19 protein-coding genes are annotated in these 20,280 nt (G+C 43.5%); 9 read left to right on the forward strand and 10 right to left on the reverse strand.

The window, feature by feature from the left end; all coding sequences use genetic code 11:
* Positions 1-17 precede the first annotated feature (17 nt).
* From BZA03_RS10680 to BZA03_RS10690, 3 genes are all read right to left on the reverse strand, one after another.
* Positions 18-1,151 carry an efflux RND transporter periplasmic adaptor subunit gene (locus tag BZA03_RS10680; RefSeq protein ID WP_014979512.1) on the reverse strand — a complete coding sequence of 378 codons (1,134 nt, stop codon included), beginning with the start codon at positions 1,149-1,151 and terminating at the stop codon, positions 18-20.
* A gap of 213 nt (positions 1,152-1,364) precedes the next feature.
* Positions 1,365-1,757 (reverse strand): OsmC family protein, encoded by a 393-nt coding sequence (locus BZA03_RS10685; RefSeq protein ID WP_014949747.1) that lies wholly within the window; start codon positions 1,755-1,757, stop codon positions 1,365-1,367.
* Between the two features lie 84 nt (positions 1,758-1,841).
* On the reverse strand, positions 1,842-2,726 hold the full coding sequence (locus tag BZA03_RS10690; protein WP_110288759.1) for a S1 RNA-binding domain-containing protein: 885 nt from the start codon (positions 2,724-2,726) through the stop codon (positions 1,842-1,844).
* Positions 2,727-2,791: 65 nt separating this feature from the next.
* On the opposite strand from BZA03_RS10690, the gene BZA03_RS10695 reads away from it, so the two are divergent.
* From BZA03_RS10695 to BZA03_RS10710, 4 genes are all read left to right on the forward strand, one after another.
* The gene (locus BZA03_RS10695) at positions 2,792-3,529 is read left to right on the forward strand and encodes a 5-oxoprolinase subunit PxpA (RefSeq protein WP_110288760.1); all 738 of its coding nucleotides are present in this window, start codon (positions 2,792-2,794) and stop codon (positions 3,527-3,529) included.
* A 135-nt stretch (positions 3,530-3,664) separates the two neighbouring features.
* Positions 3,665-4,405: an allophanate hydrolase subunit 1 gene (locus BZA03_RS10700; protein WP_110288761.1), complete on the forward strand. Its 741-nt coding sequence runs from the start codon at positions 3,665-3,667 to the stop codon at positions 4,403-4,405.
* Entirely contained in the window at positions 4,402-5,349 is a 948-nt protein-coding gene (locus BZA03_RS10705) for a biotin-dependent carboxyltransferase family protein (protein WP_110288762.1), read from the forward strand. Before BZA03_RS10700 ends, BZA03_RS10705 begins: the two co-directional genes overlap by 4 nt.
* Positions 5,346-6,212: a D-amino acid aminotransferase gene (locus BZA03_RS10710; protein WP_110288763.1), complete on the forward strand. Its 867-nt coding sequence runs from the start codon at positions 5,346-5,348 to the stop codon at positions 6,210-6,212. The genes BZA03_RS10705 and BZA03_RS10710 overlap by 4 nt, the downstream gene beginning before the upstream one ends.
* 50 nt (positions 6,213-6,262) lie before the next feature.
* Here BZA03_RS10710 and fur read toward each other — a convergent pair whose 3' ends face one another.
* Positions 6,263-6,691: a ferric iron uptake transcriptional regulator gene (gene fur / locus BZA03_RS10715; RefSeq protein ID WP_014949741.1), complete on the reverse strand. Its 429-nt coding sequence runs from the start codon at positions 6,689-6,691 to the stop codon at positions 6,263-6,265.
* 315 nt (positions 6,692-7,006) lie between these two features.
* Between fur and BZA03_RS10720 the strand changes: the two genes are divergently transcribed.
* On the forward strand, positions 7,007-9,013 hold the full coding sequence (locus BZA03_RS10720; RefSeq protein ID WP_110288764.1) for a methyl-accepting chemotaxis protein: 2,007 nt from the start codon (positions 7,007-7,009) through the stop codon (positions 9,011-9,013).
* 99 nt (positions 9,014-9,112) lie between these two features.
* Here the strand turns inward: BZA03_RS10720 and fldA are convergent, their stop codons facing one another.
* The 5 genes from fldA to BZA03_RS10745 all read right to left on the reverse strand — a co-directional run bounded on the left by fldA (position 9,113) and on the right by BZA03_RS10745 (position 13,040).
* On the reverse strand, positions 9,113-9,637 hold the full coding sequence (gene fldA, locus BZA03_RS10725) for a flavodoxin FldA (RefSeq protein ID WP_014949739.1): 525 nt from the start codon (positions 9,635-9,637) through the stop codon (positions 9,113-9,115).
* Between the two features lie 26 nt (positions 9,638-9,663).
* Positions 9,664-9,882 carry a DUF2788 domain-containing protein gene (locus tag BZA03_RS10730; RefSeq protein WP_012519093.1) on the reverse strand — a complete coding sequence of 73 codons (219 nt, stop codon included), beginning with the start codon at positions 9,880-9,882 and terminating at the stop codon, positions 9,664-9,666.
* 125 nt (positions 9,883-10,007) lie between these two features.
* Positions 10,008-10,787, reverse strand: coding sequence for an alpha/beta fold hydrolase (locus BZA03_RS10735; protein WP_014976740.1), 780 nt, complete (start codon positions 10,785-10,787; stop codon positions 10,008-10,010).
* 82 nt (positions 10,788-10,869) lie between these two features.
* A complete protein-coding gene (locus tag BZA03_RS10740) occupies positions 10,870-11,268 on the reverse strand; it encodes an H-NS family nucleoid-associated regulatory protein (RefSeq protein ID WP_014949737.1) in 399 nt (132 codons plus the stop codon).
* 122 nt (positions 11,269-11,390) lie between these two features.
* On the reverse strand, positions 11,391-13,040 hold the full coding sequence (locus tag BZA03_RS10745) for an electron transfer flavoprotein-ubiquinone oxidoreductase (RefSeq protein ID WP_110288765.1): 1,650 nt from the start codon (positions 13,038-13,040) through the stop codon (positions 11,391-11,393).
* A 371-nt stretch (positions 13,041-13,411) separates the two neighbouring features.
* Here BZA03_RS10745 and BZA03_RS10750 point away from each other — a divergent pair, with 371 nt between their 5' ends.
* Both BZA03_RS10750 and BZA03_RS10755 read left to right on the forward strand, forming a co-directional pair.
* Complete coding sequence (locus BZA03_RS10750) at positions 13,412-14,164, forward strand: electron transfer flavoprotein subunit beta/FixA family protein (RefSeq protein ID WP_014949735.1); 753 nt, start codon at positions 13,412-13,414, stop codon at positions 14,162-14,164.
* Positions 14,161-15,087, forward strand: a complete 927-nt coding sequence (locus BZA03_RS10755) for an electron transfer flavoprotein subunit alpha/FixB family protein (RefSeq protein WP_110288766.1) — start codon at positions 14,161-14,163, stop codon at positions 15,085-15,087. Before BZA03_RS10750 ends, BZA03_RS10755 begins: the two co-directional genes overlap by 4 nt.
* Positions 15,088-15,208: 121 nt before the next feature.
* Here BZA03_RS10755 and BZA03_RS10760 read toward each other — a convergent pair whose 3' ends face one another.
* Positions 15,209-15,517 carry an isoamylase early set domain-containing protein gene (locus tag BZA03_RS10760; RefSeq protein ID WP_014949733.1) on the reverse strand — a complete coding sequence of 103 codons (309 nt, stop codon included), beginning with the start codon at positions 15,515-15,517 and terminating at the stop codon, positions 15,209-15,211.
* 380 nt (positions 15,518-15,897) lie between these two features.
* On the opposite strand from BZA03_RS10760, the gene BZA03_RS10765 reads away from it, so the two are divergent.
* Both BZA03_RS10765 and BZA03_RS10770 read left to right on the forward strand, forming a co-directional pair.
* Entirely contained in the window at positions 15,898-17,133 is a 1,236-nt protein-coding gene (locus tag BZA03_RS10765; RefSeq protein ID WP_110288767.1) for an efflux RND transporter periplasmic adaptor subunit, read from the forward strand.
* Entirely contained in the window at positions 17,130-20,264 is a 3,135-nt protein-coding gene (locus tag BZA03_RS10770) for an efflux RND transporter permease subunit (RefSeq protein ID WP_110288768.1), read from the forward strand. The genes BZA03_RS10765 and BZA03_RS10770 overlap by 4 nt, the downstream gene beginning before the upstream one ends.
* Positions 20,265-20,280 lie beyond the last annotated feature (16 nt).

A 20,280-nucleotide genomic window follows, 5' to 3' on the forward strand; every position in this document is an offset into this window, starting at 1 on the left:
TTCCTTGTTGGGCCGAATTAGCTGTTAACTACTTCAACAGGGGCGCTGTCTTTCAAGTTTTGGTGGCCTGCGGTAACCACTTCTTCATTACCGTTTAAACCATTAATAACTTCAACGACTTCGTTGTTTTCAAAACCTGTAGAAATATCAACTTTTTTAACTTTGCCGTTGTCGACAACGAATACACTATGATTATTATCGATGGTAACTAGCGCTCTACGAGGCAACAACGTGGCGTTAGCATGTGTTGCGTATTCAAGTGACACATCGGTAAACATGCCGGCTTTAAGTTTGTTGTCTTCGTTCGGTACTTTTAAGGTTACTTTGAACGTGCCGGTGGTCGCATCGATGACCGGGCTTATACGTTCAACACTCGCGGTGATACTCCTGTCGCCTAAAGCCGCCACGGTAAGCATTGCACCTTGTCCAATCACTACGTTAGGTAGCTCATTTTCAGGCAGATACACAATGCCTTGAAGATTACGTTGCTGAACGATATGGAACATTCTCTCCCGTTGGAATGATTCGGTTAAGTTACCTACTTTTGCGTTTCGCTCTGCAATGTATCCATCAATCGGTGCCGTGATCGTTGCTTCTTTCAAATCAAGTTCAGCCAAGCGTACAGATGCTTTTGCTGATTCAAATTGCGAAGTGAGCTTGTCGTAAGTGTCATCGCTGATAAGCTTTTTGGAATAGACTTTGTTGACCTTTTCTAGTTCGCTTTCAATGCCAGCTAAATCAGCCAAAGCTTTTGATAAGTTCAGCTCGTAGCGGCGTTTATCAAGCTGTGCTAGTACCTGGCCTTTTTCAACATAATCACCTTCTTCTACGAAGATTTCTTCGATAATTCCAGACGCTCGCGCAACCACAAATGCTTCTTCACGGGCCTCTAAAATAGCGGTTGTATCGTAAGTGGACGTAATGTCGCCAGTAACAATGGTTTGGGTTTCAACGGGAATAGCAAAAACGGTTTCTTCAACTTCGGTGGCGTTGGCTTGGTCGTTAATGGCATCAGCATCAGAACATGCTGTCATCGAGAGAGTGAGGGCAATAATACCGCTTCCAACAAGTAATTTGAGTGATGTTGGCGAAAACGGTAATAAAGAATGTGATGGTGACAAAGAGGTGTTGCTGTGCGTTGTAGTTTCCATGGTCAATAACCCTAACGTAATTGTCGTTATATAATAATGACCATATACAGCAGCTAATATGCCAAAGATGTTAACTAATGTTAATTGTTAATTATTTCAATAATTTACGAGTGTAACAAACAGTTTCAACGAAAAAGCCAACCCAAACGGTTGGCCTTTTCTACTAATGCTTAGCGAGAATCGCTAAAAAGAGGTTGGTTCTACTATAGTTTATTAAACCAAAGTATAGCTTGTAGTGATCTCAACATTACCCGTTAGCATTAGCATGACGGAACAGTATTTTTCTGCAGAAAGCTGCACAGCGCGAGCAAGGGCCTTTTCACTAATGCCTTCACCTGACACCGTGTAATGCGCGTGAATTTTAGTAAATACACGAGGCGGCTCTTCAGCGCGTTCAGCTTCTAATTCACAGTTACAGGCTTCAATGTTAAAGCGCCCTTTTTTAAGAATATCTACAACGTCAATACTTGAACATGCACCAACTGCCAACAGCACTGACTCCATTGGAGATACGGCCTTACCGCTGCCGTCCATCACCGTTTTGTAACCGCTGTCTGTAGTTCCTGTAAAAGTTAAATCTTGATCCCAAGAAACACGTGCTTTCATTGTTTGTCCTAATGTCATAAAAATAAAAAAGGAAGCTGCAAGACAGGCCAGTTTAGCGCTTCAATACAGCTGTGACATGTGCGTTTATTTGTTAAGGCGAACTGCATCTGGGCTAAGCGTGATTTTCTTTTGCTTATATAACGCCCCTAACGCTTTTTTATACGCGGCTTTACTCACGTTAAAATGAGAGTAAATGGCTTCTGGCGCACTCTTATCTGTTAGCGTAGAAATCCCACCGTGGGCTTCTAAGTCATCCAAAATGGCTTGTTGAAGTGCATCACGGCCACCTTTGTCTACGCGCTGAAGGGCTACGTCCACTTTGCCGTCGTCACGAATTGTTTTAATTACCCCTTCAGTAGCTTGCCCGACTTTAAGTGGCTTAAAGGCATCGCTATGGAAAATAAGACCTAAGCTTTTTTCATTGATAACTACCTTAAAACCTAAATCAGTTTTGGCATAAACCAAGCATTGCACTGTGTCGCCCTCGTTGAGATAGGCACTACTTTCCTTTAGAAAATAGTGAAGCTTGGTAGCACCTAAAATACGCTGGGTTTTATCATCAAAAAAGGTGTGAACAACATAGTACATACCTGGATTAACAGGTTGGGCTTGGTAGTCGTTGGGCATTAAAAGGTCGTTGTCTAAACCCCAGTCGAAAAATGCACCAAAGTTAGTGGCAGACACCGCTTTAAGTACCTTAGTTTCACCAACTTGAATCAGAGGTTTCTTCATGGTGGCATAGAGATCGCCGCGCTGATCTGTGGCTACAAATACGTCTATCTGTTGTCCTTCTGCGAGGGAAGTTTCTACTTCGTCAATCGCAAGCGTAACAGTTTGCAGCTCTTCAGCATCATCTATTTCTATTACGCTGTCGTTTTCGTCGCTGTTTTCGACAAGTGGCGCTAAAGCGTAGCCAAAAGGGTATTGGGCTACGACGCGTAATGTATTAATTTTTCCAATATTTATCATCAGCACTGACTTTTTAAAAAGAACAGGTAACATGATACTGGAATGAACGTAAGAGCTAAACCATTATGAAGTTAAATTGCGATTTAGGTGAGAGTTTTGGCGCATGGTCTATGCCGGTGGAAGCGGCCATTATGGCAGAAATTGATCAGGCCAACATTGCATGTGGTTTTCATGCGGGAGATCCGTTAGTCATGAAGCAGGCTATTCTGTCAGCTAAACAACATGACGTGGTCATAGGTGCCCATCCAGCCTATCCAGACTTACAGGGATTTGGTCGCAGAAGTATGGCGATTGCTGCTGATGAACTCAGCGCTATGATCCAATATCAAGTGAGTGCATTGAGTGGAATGGCAAAGGCTTGCGGGGCCAGCGTAAGCTATGTGAAACCTCATGGTGCGCTTTACAATGACATGATGAAAGATACAGCTGTCATGCGCACGGTAATGCAAAGCATAGCTGAAATAAATATGCAGTCGTTAAATTCGCCCCTCGCGCTAATGGTACAGGCTACGTCGCAAAATGCAGCGCTTAAAGACGCTGCGCAAGAGTGGGGGCTGCCGTTGTATTTTGAAGCGTTTTCAGACAGGCGTTATACCGATGAAGGTTTACTGCAATCTCGCTTGATCGAAGGTGCCGTGTTAAGCGAGAGCGACGCATTGCTTCAAGCTAAACAACTTATATCATCGGGAACAGTAACGACAGCCTCGGGAGCAACACTTGCAATAGAAGCGGATTCTCTGTGTGTACATGGCGATACTAAAGGGGCGGTGAATATTGCAAAGAAAATCAGAACATTTCTATAAACCTGCCTCATAAAAAACACATTTTACAAGAACAATACAAGAGGCTGTTACCCATTGTTGTGCTGAGAGTGGTATATCTAAAACTAAGTACTCAGAACCAAGCACTGACAGCCGTATAAATAACAAGGACAGTAGATGCAAGCTTTCGGTCGCATTAAGCGAATAGTTACAGCAAGTGCAGACGCCATTATTTTGTACTTTGATGGCGCAAACCTGGACGACGCGAATAATGACTGTCATCACATGCTGGCAGCGATAGATAGCAAAAAGGGAAGCGATTCGTGGGCTTGGCTGCGTGAGTGTGTGCCTTCCTATGACAGCCTGTTGATTATTTTTGATATGGCATTAATTGATAGCCACGGTGTATACCGTGCCATAAGTAATCTAAGCGCTGAAGATATATACCAGCAGTCAGATTCTTCACATGCAAAAGGAAACGAAAGTAGTGCAGTGATTGATATTCCTGTTTGGTACGGTGCGCCTAGTGCAAGTGATTTAAGTGTAGTGAGTAAGAAAACGTCACTGTCTATTGAAGAAATTATCGAATTGCACACGGGCACTACTTATAAAGTATACGCAGTGGGGTTTTCTCCGGGATTTGCCTATATGGGCGATATTCCGGAAGCGCTCAAATGTGCACGACTAGGCACACCGCGCAAACGTGTACCTAAAGGTGCGGTTGCAATCGCTGACAGGCAAACTGCCGTTTATCCCAGTGAATCACCAGGAGGCTGGAACCTATTGGGACTTACGGCATTTGACATGCTCATTCACAGCGAAGAGCAAAGTGAAGCGCGGTTAAAAGCAGGTGATGTCGTTAAGTTCGTTTCGGTTACTGAACAGGAATATAGAGCAGGATTGCAGGTTGAACGATGAAAATTGAAGTACTCAATAAGGGACTGTATAGCCTTATTATTGATAACGGGCGAGTAGGGCGGCAACGGGATGGATTTTGTGAATCAGGCCCTATGGATAGTAACGCCTATGATTGGGCCAATTTTCTCGCCTTCAATTTAGACGGTACGCCATGCTTCGAAGCGATTGGTGAAGTGCGATTACGAGTTGATGAAGATTGTATTATTGCTGTGACTGGCAGGGAGCCCTCACTCGATGTAGATGGAAACGCTAAAGCAACATACCAGAGCCAACATGTACCGGCAGGCGCAACTGTTACGTTTGGCAGCGCTCTACTTGGTAGCAAAGCCTATTTGGCAATAGGTGGAAATTGGCATGTGCCAAAAGCGGTAGGGAGTGCATGTACGGTAGTACGCGAACAACTTGGTGGGTTGGATGGTAAGGGATGCGCGTTAAAAGATGGCGATTGCATCGACATTTCAGCTAACAGCAGAATTAAAAGCACCGCTAGAATGCGCACTCTCTCGCGACAGCACATAGACAACTATGGTTTTTTAGAGTCTATTCGGGTTATTCCCGGGTATCAGTTTTCGAGTTTTAGCGCTGTTGCTTTACGCACGTTTGAAACAAGCAGCTATACGGTTTCATCGGCTATCGATCGCATGGGCTTTAGGTTGACCGGTGAATCAGTTACGGCCGATATAGAAAACATGCGCTCAGAGGCAATTCATTTAGGTGCAATTCAAGTTCCCGGTGACGGGCAGCCTATTGTGATGATGCGCGACAGACAAACATTAGGGGGTTATCCAAAACTTGGCTGTGTAAGCCCCTGTGATATAAGTCGCTTGGCCCAAGCCGTGCCAGGCGAAAAAGTGAATTTTGTTTTTCAACATGAAGAAGATGCAAGGGCAGACTGGCTACTGATGACAAGTAGGCGTCGCCGACTACAAGGAGAAATATTGTGACGATTGCGTTTTTAAACGGTGAGTATATGCCTCTTTCTGAGGCTAAAATTTCTCCGATGGACAGAGGCTTCCTTTTTGGTGATGGTATTTATGAAGTCATTCCAACGTATTCTGGTAGCGCAGTAGGCTTCAAGGGGCACACTTCGCGTATGGCGCAAGGCCTTAAAGCTATTGAAATCGCTAACCCTTATTCAGCAGAAGAATGGCAAGACATTTTGACCAGCTTGGTCGAAAAAAACAAAGCATTTATAGAAAGCGGAAACATTGGTGTTTATTTCCACGTAAGCCGTGGCACCGATTCAAAACGTTTTCATGCATACCCTAAGAATATAGCACCTACGGTATTCGGGTTTGCTTTTGAAATAGCGCCACCACAGCCCACAGCAAAATCTGAAGCAAGGCCTTTCAAAGTTGCGCTTCAACAGGATAAAAGGTGGCAACGATGCCATATCAAATCCACATCCTTGTTAGGCAATGTAATGCACTACCAAGCAGGTGTTGACGCAGGCGTTAACGAAACTATTTTGTACAACAGCGAAGGTATGATAACCGAGGCAAGCTCATGCAACGTGTTTATGGTGAAAAACGGATGTATATCTACGCCCCCCTTAAACCATGAACTTCTTCCCGGTATTACTCGCGCCATTGCAATTGAAGCATTTAAACAGGCAGGACTGGTTGTTACTGAAACTTGGTTTAGCAAAGATGAGTTGCTGGAGGCAGATGAAGTATGGTTAACCTCTTCAAGCAAAGAAGTTGCCCCGGTAGTTGAAGTAGACGGAAAACCTATTGGCACAGGGGAAGTGGGTGACGTGTGGGAGAAAGCAATTAAGGCTTACCACGCATATAAGTTTAAAGCGTAACGAAAAAAGGCCCGCTTAAAGCGGGCCTTTTGCTAGAATAAAACTGTTACTTATTCAGGTAAGTTGTCGCAGTTACCGTCTGTACACTCACCGTATAAGTATAGGCTGTGATGCGTTAGCTTCATCTTGTGTTGCTTTGCAATCATCTCTTGGCGTTCTTCGATAATGTCATCTTCAAACTCAATGACCTTGCCACACTTCAGACACACAAGGTGGTCGTGGTGATCTTTGTGACTGATTTCAAATACAGATTTTCCACCTTCGAAATGGTGGCGATTGAGAATGCCTGCATCATCAAATTGGTTTAACACGCGGTACACGGTAGCAAGACCAATTTCTTCACCCTGTTCGATAAGGATTTTGTAAACGTCTTCAGCGCTGATGTGTTGGTTTTCTGGCTCTTGCAGAATTTGTAAAATTTTAAGGCGAGGCAGAGTGACTTTTAGCCCTGCTTTTTTCAATTCTTTATTTTGATCCATTACAACCTACTAAGAACGAGTGAATAAGTATTTGGTGGTTATTATAGGTAAGTTGAAACAATTTAAAAGCAAAACCGTGGAAACTTTGTTTTCTCGCTGAAAATTTATCCATTGCACTGGTGCGATAAAAATTATTACTTTGATACAGCCCGCATGGTGTCTGGCCTGACCAGATTGTAAGTGCAAGATTTATCTAACAAATGTGCAAAATAAATAAAACTTTTGATGCATTGAATTAACATCCTGTTAAACTAAACTTAAAAAGGCGATACAACCCTTTTTATTTTTTGGCATGTTTTTTTGGTGGAAGTGCCCATGCAGTTAACAATTATAAATAAAATCACGTTAGGCTTTGGCTTATTCGGCTGCTTATTATTACTTACCAGTATTCTTTCCTATTTTGGTCTTAGCGGAATAAAAGATTCTGCACAAGACGTTGTAGAGCAAAAGATGCCAGTTCAGACCAGCATGGTAAAAGTAAAGACTGAGATCCTCTCTTTATCAGTGATTACTGCCAACGGATATCATGTCGAAAATAGAGAAGAGCTGGTCGCAAACAAAGAGACGTTTGATACTTTATCTTCCGCATTCTCTGACGACTTGTCTCGTTTAAACTCACTTATGCCAAATAACGCGGTAGCCAGTAACGCTGTCGACGTTAGTCTAGCCTACGTTAATAGTAGTAACGACATGTATACCGCTATCAACGAGCGAATGAATATCGAGAAGGCTCTTGCTGCACAGCTTGAAAAAGTCTTAATGACGGCTGATGAGGCTAGTGCGTTAATGCTAGATCTTTCCTATTTAGAGGGAAATAACCCCAGCATTGAAACGCTAATTGGTGCGGGCACTGCAATAGACAATAAATTGCTCACAATGAATGATTCATTCATTGAACTGGCTGAAACCGATAACGCTACGCAAAGTGCCAATATTATTGAAGATTTAGAATACCAATTGAGTAATTTGCAGGTAGATAAAGACTATGTAAATCGTTTGGCCACAGGGGTAGATGATGGCGGTACGATAGCTTCTTTTAACGAACAGTATGGTTTACTGATGGAAGCGGTAAACGGCAAAAATGGATTAATTGCTTTGCAGCGACAAAAACTTTCTGAAGTAGACAAAGCTGCGAAAGCTCAGAAGGAAGCAAAAGAAGCGTTAGAAACCGCACTTGCCGACATTAATACTTTGTTTGACGCTGTCCAGAAGCAATCTCTTGATGGGCAGAACGCCATTCTTGAATCTGTTCAGGCCAACCTTGTGCGCAATATCATTGTCGCGGCACTGGGCTTGGTTGCTGCAATATTTTTAGCGGTTATTGTAACCCGTAGTATTTCCAAGCCCCTTGGGCGTATCAATAAAGGCTTAAGTCAGCTAAGTAAAGGGGATTTAAGCACCAAATTGCCTCAAGAGGGCAATGACGAGTTTTCTGCCCTTTCCGCAAAAGTGAACAGCCTAACCGATAGTTTACGAGAGCTAGTGGGCAATATATTAGAGCAAGAAAAACGCCTTATAGACATTACAAAAGAAAGCGTAGAGCTGGGTAATAAGAGCTTATCTGAGGTAGACAAGCAACGTGAGCAAGTAACGGTAACGTCTACGAATACAAAACATGTACAGGAAAAAAGCCGCAGCAACCTCGCCCAAATTAATGAAGCAATGGACGCCCTACGCGATATAACAAAGCAAAGTACAGACATTGGTCAATTGGTACAAAAAAGCAGTCAGCAGGTGGGTAATCAAGCCAAACAGGCGGAGTCTTCGGCGCAGATCATTAATCGTTTGGACGACAACTCTCGCAATATTGGCAGTATCTTAGACGTGATTAAAACGATTGCAGAGCAAACCAACTTGTTAGCATTGAATGCAGCCATTGAAGCTGCAAGAGCTGGTGAACAAGGTAGAGGCTTTGCGGTTGTTGCGGATGAAGTGCGAACGCTAGCCAACCGCACCCATGACTCTACGGAAGAAATTGAGCAGATGATTGGGAACTTGCAAAAAGATGCTGCGCAGGCAGTAAAAGCTATTAATGCAGGGCGCGAACAAGCGCAAGAAGGGGTGGAAATTACCCAGCAAGTATCTCAACAAGTAGAGAGTATTAGAGAAATCATTGAGCGGTTAAGTGATATTAATGAACACATTGTGGCTGATACCGAACAACAAGATGTTTTACTTGGTGATGTTGCGAAAAGTTTGAACCGCATAGTTGCTTTAGCCGACTCCAGTGCGCAAAGCACGCGCCAGTCGAACGAGTCGACAATGTTGTTGGATGCGCAAACTGAGAGCTTGAGAAAAGCAGTAGAGCGGTTTCACCTGTAATCGCTGAATTAGCGTAACTGACAGCAGGCGCAGCTGATTAATTATCAAAAAAAAACCGCTCATCAGAGCGGTTTTTTGTATTCTTTTTCGCAGCAGTGCTTAAGCAAGTTCTGCCAAGCAAAGTTCATCGTGAATTTGCTTGCACCACGCTTTAACGCGCGAGTCAGTTAGTTCTGGTTGACGGTCCTCGTCAATACCCAAGCCAACAAAGTGATTGTCGTCAGCCATGCCTTTAGACGCTTCAAAGTCGTAGCCTTCAGTTGACCATTGACCTACTAAAATCGCACCTTTGGCTTCAACGATGTCACGTACCATGCCCATCGCGTCTAGGAAGTACTCTGCATAGTCTTCCTGGTCTCCACAACCAAAAATAGCAACTAGCTTGTCGTTGAAGTCAATTTGCTCTAGTTCAGGAAAGAAATCATCCCAATCGCATTGCGCTTCACCGTAGTACCACGTAGGGATACCAAAGATAAGCAAATCAAATTCAGCGATGTCTTCTTTACTGCTCTTGGCAATGTCTTTAACATCAATTAGCTGTTTACCCAATTCCTTCTGGATCATTTTCGCAACATGTTCGGTATTACCCGTGTCACTTCCGAAAAATAGGCCAACGCTTGCCATATCTAACCTCTATTAATCGTTACTAATTAAACGCCTGTGCTTAGCCAAAACCATTCAATAATGCCCTTCGCAAGAAACCCTAATGCGCCTAAACCTAGCACACCGTACGTTACCACTCGTCCAATAAGTGGCACATCGTTCTTACGCAGTACATCGTGTACAGCAAAACCCATCAACCCAAAAAGGATAGATAAGCCGCCATACAGCATGATGGACTCAATGAGTTCGTAATTTTCTGCAAGCATAGTGTTGTTACTTAAAAAAATCTGGCGCAACTATATCACAGTATATACGCCTGTAAGAGCCTAAAACGTTCAAAAATAGGTAATAATAGTCATTCTCATCTTACAATGATGATGAAAACCCTTCTTTAAGACGATTTATTGAGCGTTCTTTCTACAACGGCGTTAAAGACCGCTGGCTTTTCTGCATGTAACCAGTGCCCAGTACCTTCTATTACATGTGCTTTAGCCTTGGGAAAATAACGCGTTATTTCATCGCGATAGGCTGGCGTAATATAATCAGACTCACTGCCCTTGATGAATAAGGTTACGCCATCAAATGTTTGATTTGTTTGTTCCCAATCAATAATGTGTGAATAACTTGCAATTAATCCATCGACATTAAAACGCCATTTCCAATCGCCATTTTCATCTTGATATAGGCTCTTCAATAAGAATTGTCGAACGCCTGGCTCTTTCACATGTTTAGCCATTTCTTTTTCAGCATCTTTTCTACTTTGAATTGCATCTAAGGGAACGGCCTTGAGTCCATCAAATACGGTTTGGTGGCTATGGTCGTAAGATACTGGTGCAATATCGGCGACAATGAGGTGAGAAACAACGTCGCCGTGGTTTAAGGCTAATCTCATGGCTACTTTGCCGCCTAATGAGTGGCCTAAAACCGCGCTTTCTCTAATATTAAGCGATTGCATAATCTCGAACACCCCATTTGCAGCATCGTCGACAGAAAATGAAGATGTCCATGGGGATTCACCGTGGTCAGGCAGATCAATGCTGATCACGTTGTAATTAGACTCAAAGTGGCGCTTAATGCCGGCTAAATTATCGGCATTTCCAAATAGTCCATGAATGAGAATCAGCCAGGGAGAGGTAGAAGCGCATTCCGAAAGTTTGTAGTTCAACTTCACAATATACTTATCCGTTTCTGAACATGCTGTTCAAACAAAATAAGGCCTGTAAAAACAGGCCTTGTTTAATTCACAATTTCAATTAATTAATGGCGTAATCGTCGAGTGACTTACCGCTATCTAGCGCTTCTTTATAAACGCGAGGCATGCGTCCTATACCTGTCCAAAGGTGTTCTTCACCCTTGCTATCAACAAGCTTGTATTTAACCGGACGTTTTTTGCCAACCTTTTTGTTTGTTTCTACATTTAATGCCTGTAGATCTTCAACATTTAAACCCGCTTCTTCCATTTGCTTTTTAATAGCAGCGAGCTTCTCTAATTTTTCTTTCTCAAGCTTTTCTTGTTCTACTAATTTTTCTTTTCTTTTCTCAATTATACCGCTAAGTTTTTCTTGAACTTGTTCAAGTTCTTCAATGCTTAATTCCTTAACAGCACCTTGTAAACGTCTTCCATGGGTTAAAATATCTAAAAAATCGCTCATTAATTAACCTTAATACGTTGTACTTAATTTCTATTGGATAATAAATAAAAGTAGCACAAAAAAAAAGCGAGCCAAGCTCGCTTTTTAAAAATATCCGTTAAATAGCAAATTAATACTTTAAATTACATGTTCGGGTAATTTGGTCCGCCGGCACCTTCCGGAACTACCCATTTAATATTTTGACTTGGGTCTTTTATGTCGCAGGTTTTACAGTGAACACAGTTTTGTGCATTAATTTGGAACCGTTTTTCACCTTCCTCTTCAATTACTTCATATACACCAGCAGGGCAGTAGCGCTGTGCTGGCTCTGCAAATTTAGGTAAATTAACCTGCAAAGGAATAGACAGGTCTTTTAATTTTAAGTGGCAAGGTTGGTCTTCTTCATGGTTAGTATTAGATAAAAACACAGAAGATAATTTATCAAAGCTTAACACGCCATCTGGCTTAGGATATGAAATCTCTTTTGCATCTTTCGCTTCTTTAAGCTGTGCGTAGTCTTTATGTTCGTCTTTCATGGTGAAAAACAAATTACCATTAAAGATATTTTGCTCTAGCGTGTTAAATGCGCCACCCCAGAAATTTCCGAGTTTGTGGATAGCGGGGCCAAAGTTACGAGAGCGGAACAATTCGTCGTATAGCCACGATGATTTAAATTTCTCTGTAAAGCTTGTTAACTCTTTTACTGGTGCCTCAGCATTTTCTGAAATGGCTTCAAAAATACTCTCTGCTGCAAGCATGCCCGACTTCATGGCCGTGTGATTACCTTTAATTTTGGCAAAGTTTAGCGTTCCGGCTTCACAGCCGACGAGTAAACCACCTGGGAAGGTCATTTTAGGCAACGAGTTAAACCCACCTTTAGCGATAGCTCTTGCGCCATAAGAGACACGTTTACCGCCTTCAAGGTACTGTTTAAATACGGGGTGGTGCTTTAAACGTTGAAATTCATCAAACGGGCTTAGGTATGGATTGTCGTAGTTTAGGTCTACGATTAGGCCAACGAACACTTGGTTATCTTCAGCGTGGTATAAATAGCTACCGCCTGTTGCATCGTCAAGTGGCCAGCCTGCACTGTGAACCACAAGCCCTGGCTGGTGCTTGGATGGGTCTATATCCCAAATCTCTTTAAAGCCAATAGCATAATGTTGCGGTGAACTGTCTTCGTCCAGCTTAAAGTGCGAAATGAGCTCTTTTCCTAAGTGACCGCGACAGCCTTCTGCAAACACTGTGTATTTAGCGCGTAGTTCCATACCTGGCATGTAGCCGTCTTTAGGTTCGCCGTTTTCACCCACGCCCATGTCGCCGGTAAGTACACCGCCAACACTGCCATCTTCATTGTAAATGACTTCAGAGGCCGCAAAGCCTGGGAATACTTCAACACCTAGTTGTTCAGCTTGTTCTGCCAACCAGCGACACACATTACCCATAGACACAATATAGTTGCCATCGTTGTGCATGGTTTTCGGAGTAATAGCGTTAGGTAACTTTTTCGCTGAAGTCTCATCATTAAGTAGGTAAATGTGGTCTTCAGTTACGGGTGTATTGAGAGGTGCACCTTTTTCTTTCCAATCAGGGAAAAGTTCGTTTAGTGAGCGCGGCTCAAACACGGCACCAGAAAGAATGTGTGCACCTACCTCGGAGCCTTTTTCGACCACACAAACCATTAGCTCTTGGTCTTTTTCATTTGCAAGCTGCATAAGCTTACAAGCCGTTGATAATCCAGCTGGGCCGGCACCGACGATGACTACGTCAAACTCCATCGATTCTCGTTCCACGGGAGGCTCCTTATGTTTGTATTTTTATAATGCACTATTGATGAAACAAATAATGCTTTGTGTCAAAAACATGTAAATTAATTGTCGTTTTGCAAGGTAATGCAGGTTGACGTTTACGTCAACAGTAAGTACATTGCAAAGCAGTTTACGTTAACGTTAACTGGCAGTGTATTATAACTGCTCGTAAACGTGGTGTTAACGGCGTTTTAAGGCTAGCCTTTAAAAAACGTACGTTTCACGGATTCTTTTTTAACGTAGAGCACATTGTTAAAGTTTCAAAAAGCGTGGTGAAGTAATACGTTTTTAATTATTAATAGTTAATTATTAATGAAACGTAATAGACACCGACGAACTCAACAATTGAGGTAAATATGAAAATACTCGTACCGGTCAAACGCGCGATCGACTACAACGTTAAGGTAAGAGTGAAGGCCGATGAGTCTGGCGTAGATCTTACCAACGCAAAAATGGCCATTAACCCTTTTTGCGAAATTGCTGTTGAAGAAGCCGTTCGATTAAAAGAAAAAGGTGTGGCCACTGAAATCGTTGTTGTTTCAATTGGTGATAAGAGCTGCCAAGAACAAATACGTACAGCATTAGCCCTAGGTGCTGACCGTGGTATTCAAATCGATACCGACCAAAATCTTGATTCACTTCAAGTGGCAAAGCTGTTATCTAAAGTAGTTGAAGAAGAGCAACCACAGCTTGTTATTCTTGGTAAGCAGAGTATCGACTCTGACAATAACCAAACAGGACAGATGCTTGCAGCACTTACTGGTATGCCGCAGGGGACTTTTGCGTCAGAAGTCGTTGTTGACGGCGAAAAAGTTAATGTTACCCGTGAAATCGACGGTGGCCTTCAAACTGTTGCGCTTTCGCTTCCAGCAGTCGTGACCACAGATCTTCGTTTGAACGAGCCGCGCTATGCATCGCTTCCAAATATCATGAAAGCAAAACGCAAACCGTTAGACGTTAAAGCGGCTGCGGATTTTGGTGTTTCACTTGACTCAAACGTTAAGGTGCTAAAAGTGACGCCTCCGCCTCAGCGCGAGGGTGGCATTAAAGTGGCAGATGTTGCTGAGTTGGTAGACAAGTTAAAAAATGAAGCAAAGGTGATCTCATGAGCGTACTCGTATATGCAGAACACGATAATGCAAGCTTAAAGACTGAAACGCATAAGCTTGTGAATGCCGCGCAGAAAATGGGGGGCGATATTCACGTGCTAGTCGCAGGTGAAGGTTGCCAAGCAGTAGCTGAAGCTGCAGCGCAAATTGACGGTGTTGCAAAAGTACTTGTTGCTGACAATGCTGCTTACAAGCATCAGCTTGCTGAGAATACGGCTGATCTAGTAGTAGAATTTGCTGCTGACTACAGCCACATTGTTGCTGCTGCAACCACTACAGGTAAGAACTTCATGCCTCGCGTAGCGGCTTTATTAGACGTAGCGCAAATCTCTGACATCATTGGTGTAGAGAGTGAAGACACGTTTGTACGCCCAATTTACGCAGGTAACGCTATTGCTACCGTACAATCATCTGACGCGAAGAAGGTCATTACTGTACGAGCTGCATCATTTGATGCTGCAACAACAGGCGGCAGCGCAGAAGTTGCAGCAGTGGACGTTGTAAAAGGCAGTGATAAGTCTGATTTCGTATCGGCAGAGCTGACTGAGTCTGAGCGACCTGAATTAACTGCAGCAGAAGTGGTAATTTCAGGTGGCCGTGGTATGCAAAACGGTGACAACTTCAAGCTTCTTGAGGGCATTGCTGACAAGCTAGGTGCTGCTATTGGTGCATCACGCGCCGCAGTAGATGCTGGGTTCGTTCCGAATGATATGCAGGTAGGTCAAACAGGTAAAATTGTTGCGCCTCAGCTTTATATCGCGGTAGGTATCTCGGGCGCTATTCAACACCTTGCAGGTATGAAAGACTCTAAAGTCATTGTTGCTATCAACAAAGATGAGGAAGCGCCAATCTTCCAGGTTGCAGACTACGGGTTAGTAGGCGACTTGTTTGATGTACTTCCAGAGCTGGAAAATTCGTTGTAAATCGAATTTTAAGGTTTAGCAAAATAAAGACAAAAGGCTGCGTATACGCAGCCTTTTTTGTAGGGAATTGTTATAAAATACCTAGAGTAGTTACGGGTATGTTTTTTAATGGAACAATAATTTAAACGCGCACCACTGAGTTGTCTTCTATGCTCACAGGTGAGGGAATATAAGCATCTGCTTCCCAATCGTTTTCCCATTTTTCACCATCGATGAGATAGCGAAACTGGTACTCGTGATCCTTCTCTAAATCCACCGTTAACGTGAAGTCTCCACTTTTCAGTTTCTTCATCGTTAGTGGCTGTGATTTCCAGTCAGTAAAGTCACCACACAACGCTGCTTCTTTGGCGTCTTGCGCCGCTTCCGCATTTAGTCGAAATGTCACTTTGCACAGAGGTTTTGATTTAAGGTATTGTTTCTTAAGACTCATAATGTGTTTTCCCTTCAACGTAGCGAAATCATTCCCGAGGCTACTTCGCATTAAAGACTAAGCTCAAATAACAACCGCCGGTTAACTCATAACCAATGAGTGATTAAATAATCAACGAAAATCTGATAATTATCAATCTTACTTTGTATTCTTTTGATAATTTTTTATATTAGGGCGGCTGATTTTTATGTGTATTTTAAAAACAATTAACAGACACAAAATTTAACAATCTTAAGTGGGCACAATAACCACAAATCAGTACACTAGTGTTGAAACAATAATAATAGATTTTCGTGGGTTATCAGGTGGTATGTGAAAGTGCAATACATCGTTGCGTCCGTTTCACTCGCGTGGATTTCCTTCGTTCCTAGGGATAGTAAATGAAAAACTCCATCTTGATGAAAAGTGGCATTCCACTAATCATAGTTTTGGTCGCGTTTATCGCCGCGACAGTCATGATCAAATCACGTAAGCCACCAGAGCAAGTACCCGTGGAAATTCCTGCATTTTTGGTTGAAGCGAAAGAAGCAACAGCAGAGGCCGTGAGCTTCATCGTAAAATCTCAGGGTAACGTTGTTCCACGAAACAAAACTGCGTTAAGTGCGCAGGTCAGTGGCCAAGTAGTGAGTTTGTCTGATGTATTTATAGCTGGCGGTACGTTCAAAAAAGGGGATGTGCTGGCAACACTTGAACAAGATGATTATCGCACGGATCTTAAGCTTGCAGAGGCTGAATTAGCTCAAGCGCAAGCAGCGCTTCAAGAAGAAATAGCTCGCGGCAAAGTAGCAGAGCAAGAATGGCGATCGGTAAGTAGCGTTGCACCGCCTGAGTTGGGTTTACGTAAGCCGCAACTGGCAAAAGAACAAGCAAACGTTAAAGCTGCAGAAGCCAAACTAGAGCGCGCAAAACGCAACTTGGCAAGAACGCAAATTACAGCCCCTTATAATGGCATTGTGGTTGAACGTAATATTGACCTGGGTCAGTTTGTATCGACGGGCGCAGTACTTGGTACCGTTTACTCCACCGATACTGCAGAAGTCAGGCTGCCTATTACTGACAGCGACTTAATGTTTATCAATATTGCCGGACAGTCCAATGACGGCGCTCCGGTTTCGTTAACGGCCTCTGTGGGCGGTGTGAAACGTACTTGGGAAGGTAAACTGGTGCGTTCAGAAGGTATCTTAGATACGGGCAGCCGAGTAGTATATGCCATTGTAGAAGTACAAGATCCTTACAATCTGAAATCTTCACATAATGCCCCCCTTCGTTTTGGTCAGTTTGTAGAAGCAGAAATCACGTCTCGTCAGAATGAAGAATTGGTGGTGTTGCCTCGTAGCATTTTACGTTTAGACAATACCGTACTGACTGTTAACGACAATCGTGAGATTGAAATAAAGCCTGTTGAGGTTGCGCGTACTACCGCTAAAGAAGTGTTTATTCGTTCTGGTATTGAGCATGGAAGCCTGGTAGTGAGAAGTGCCGTACCAAACCCGTATAATGGCATGAAAGTTCGTCTACCAGGTGATGAGCCAGTGCTATCTGATGCCGCTGAATCGGATGCTAGCGAAGATAACGATAAAGTAGAGAGCACGTCCACGGAAGGTGATAGCGAATGAGCCGTATTGATACCAATAAGGGGCTTATTGCCTGGTTCGCGCGTAACAGCGTAGCTGCAAACCTTCTGATGTGGTTGCTTGTAGTTGGCGGATTATTTGGTGCCTTCAGTATTCAGAAGCAAGTATTTCCCAATTTCGAGATAGACGTTATTAACGTTCGCGTACCGTATTTAGGGGCCGCACCTCAGGAAGTAGAAGAGGGCGTACTGCTTAAAATTGAAGAGTCAATTAAAGACCTAGAGGGTATTAAGCAGCTTAATTCCACAGCAGTTGAAGGTATGGGTACGGTAAGTATTCAGGTGGAAGAAGACTATGATGTTCAATCTTTACTTGATGAAGTAAAAGTACAAGTTGACGCTATTCCGAGCTTCCCCGCAGACACTGAAAAGCCCATTATTTACCGTCAAAAAATACAACAAGACGTAATTTGGCTCTCGGTTTACGGTGACGCGTCTGAACGGGAGCTAAAAGAGTTTGCCAAAGATTTGCGCGACGACATTGCTAACCTACCTGGTATTTCAAGTGTTCAAGTTGTTGGGGCAAGGGATTATGAGATTTCCGTTGAGCTTTCGGAAGTCGATTTGCAAAAATACAACCTTACATTCGCCGATGTCGTTGCGCGTTTAAGTCAAACCAGCGTCGACTTACCTGGCGGCTCAATTCGCACTGAAAATGGCGATATTCTGCTCAGAACGAAAGGGCAAGCCTATACGGGCTGGGATTTCTCGCAGATTGTTTTAGTAACAAACAGTAACGGCACGCGCGTGACATTAGGTGATGTGGCGTATATCAACGATGGTTTTATTGAAAATAACCAATATGCGCTATTCGACGATAAACCCGCTGTTAGTTTGCGAGTGCGTGCGGTAGGTGATCAAAACGCATTAGAAATCTCTGAGCAAGTTAATACCTATATTGAGAGTCAGAAATCGGAATTTCCGGCGCATATAACAGCTGATACGTGGGGCGACAGTTCGTTCTACTTAGCTGACCGACTCAACATGATGCTGGAAAACATGTTCTTCGGAGCGCTGCTGGTTTTCTTGGTACTTTCTTTATTTTTAAAAATTAAGCTCGCGTTTTGGGTCATTGTGGGCTTGCCGGTTTGTTTTCTTGGCACCTTGTTAGTTATGCCGCTAGATATGGTTGGTGTGTCTATCAACATGCTTAGCCTGTTCGCGTTTATTCTTGTGCTGGGTATTGTGGTTGACGACGCCATTATCATGGGGGAATCGGCGTATTCTGAAATAGACAAAAAAGGCCATAGCGCTGAAAACGTGATTGCGGGCGTCAAAAAGGTCGCTATGCCAGCGACATTTGGCGTGTTGACAACCATTGCTGCATTCTCGCCCATGCTGATGGTATCTGGGCCGTTTGGAATTATTTGGAAAACCATCGGTATGGTGGTTATCGTGTGCCTTATTTTCTCGCTCATTGAGTCCAAACTAATATTGCCGGCTCACTTGGTACACATGAAGCTTAAGCCATACGATCCTGAAAAGGCGAACAGATTTCAAAAGTTCCGAGATTTCTTCAGCGAAGGTATTAAGACGTTTATAAACAATAAATACGCGCCATTTTTGGCTACAGCTGTACGAAATCGCTACACCACGGTTGCTGTGTTTATGGCTATGCTGATCCTCACAGTAGGCCTGTTCGGTGGTGGTATTGTACGTTTTGTATTTTTCCCGAATATTCCTAGCGATTTTATGATTGCAAGTTTCGAGCTTGAGCCAGGATCTTCGCTTGAACAGCGTGATAGTGTACTGACTACGCTTCGCGAGGCCATGCACCGTATGGATGACAAAGTAGCTGAAGAGTCGGGTGAAAACGTTATAAAGCACGCCATTGCCTTTGATAACGGCAATCTTGGGGGCGAGATTTTCGCAGAGCTCACCAAAGGTGAAACGCGAACGCTGACAGACTTTGAAATTCAAGACATGTGGCGTCAAGAGTTACCAGAAATCCCAGGTGTTAAGTCGTTTAATATTAGCTCTCCGGGTGGCCCTGGTGGCGGTTCAGACCTGAGCTTTGAATTTAGCTCAAGCGATATTAAGGCCCTTCGTTCGATAAGTGATGAACTTAAAGAAGCGTTGGATAAATACGAAGGTGTTACCGACATTAACGACACCTTCTCAGGCGGAAGCGAAGAAATTCAGCTAGCACTGAAACCTCAGGCTGATGCGCTAGGTATTTCTTTGCGTGATTTAGGTCAGCAGGTTCGCTTTGGTTTCTATGGTGCGGAAGTACAGCGTATTCAGCGTGACGATGAAGAAATCAAAGTGATGGTGCGTTATCCGAAAACGGAACGTAGCTCTATAGAGCATCTTGAAAACATGCGTATCCGCGCGCCAAATGGGCAAGAAATTCCGTTTGAGCAGGTGGCGACATTTACAGTTGGTCAGGGCTTTGATTCAATTATTCGTGTCGACGGTAAACGCTCGGTAACCGTAACTGGTGCAGTGGATAAAGCGTTGCTTGACCCGTCAGAAGTAACCAATGATGTGATTGAAAATCTGATGCCGGATCTATTAGCGCGGTATCCCAAGGTGGACTTCCAGCTTCAAGGGAACTCGAAAGAGCAGGCTGACGCTATGATCAGCCTAATGCAGGGGCTTCTATTTGCACTCTTTGCCATTTATACCTTGCTTGCTATTCCACTTAAATCGTACAGCCAGCCTTTCATCATTATGTCGGTTATACCTTTTGGTATCGTAGGCGCCATTGTGGGGCACTTGGTATTAGGTATGGCGGTAAGCGTACTTTCTATCTGCGGTATAATTGCGTTGTCTGGGGTTGTAGTTAACGACAGCTTGATCATGGTGGATTTCGTTAACCGTGCGCGCAAAGAAGGCATGTCGCTAATGGATGCTGCTATTAGCGCAGGTACTCAGCGTTTCAGAGCAATTATCCTCACCTCACTAACAACGTTTATGGGGCTTATGCCAATTGTTTTTGAGCGCAGTTTACAGGCTCAAGTTGTGATCCCAATGGCTATTTCATTGGCCTTCGGTATTTTGTTCGCCACGGTGATCACCTTGCTACTTGTCCCAGCGCTGTACCTTATTTTAAATGACCTTAAAAGCGTGTTTAAAGGTCGAAAACATACGCAAGTTACGACAGAAAGCTAAATAGAAAATGCCGGTT

It is taken from the genome of Alteromonas sp. I10, from assembly GCF_003201515.1.
Lineage (GTDB): Bacteria > Pseudomonadota > Gammaproteobacteria > Enterobacterales > Alteromonadaceae > Alteromonas > Alteromonas macleodii.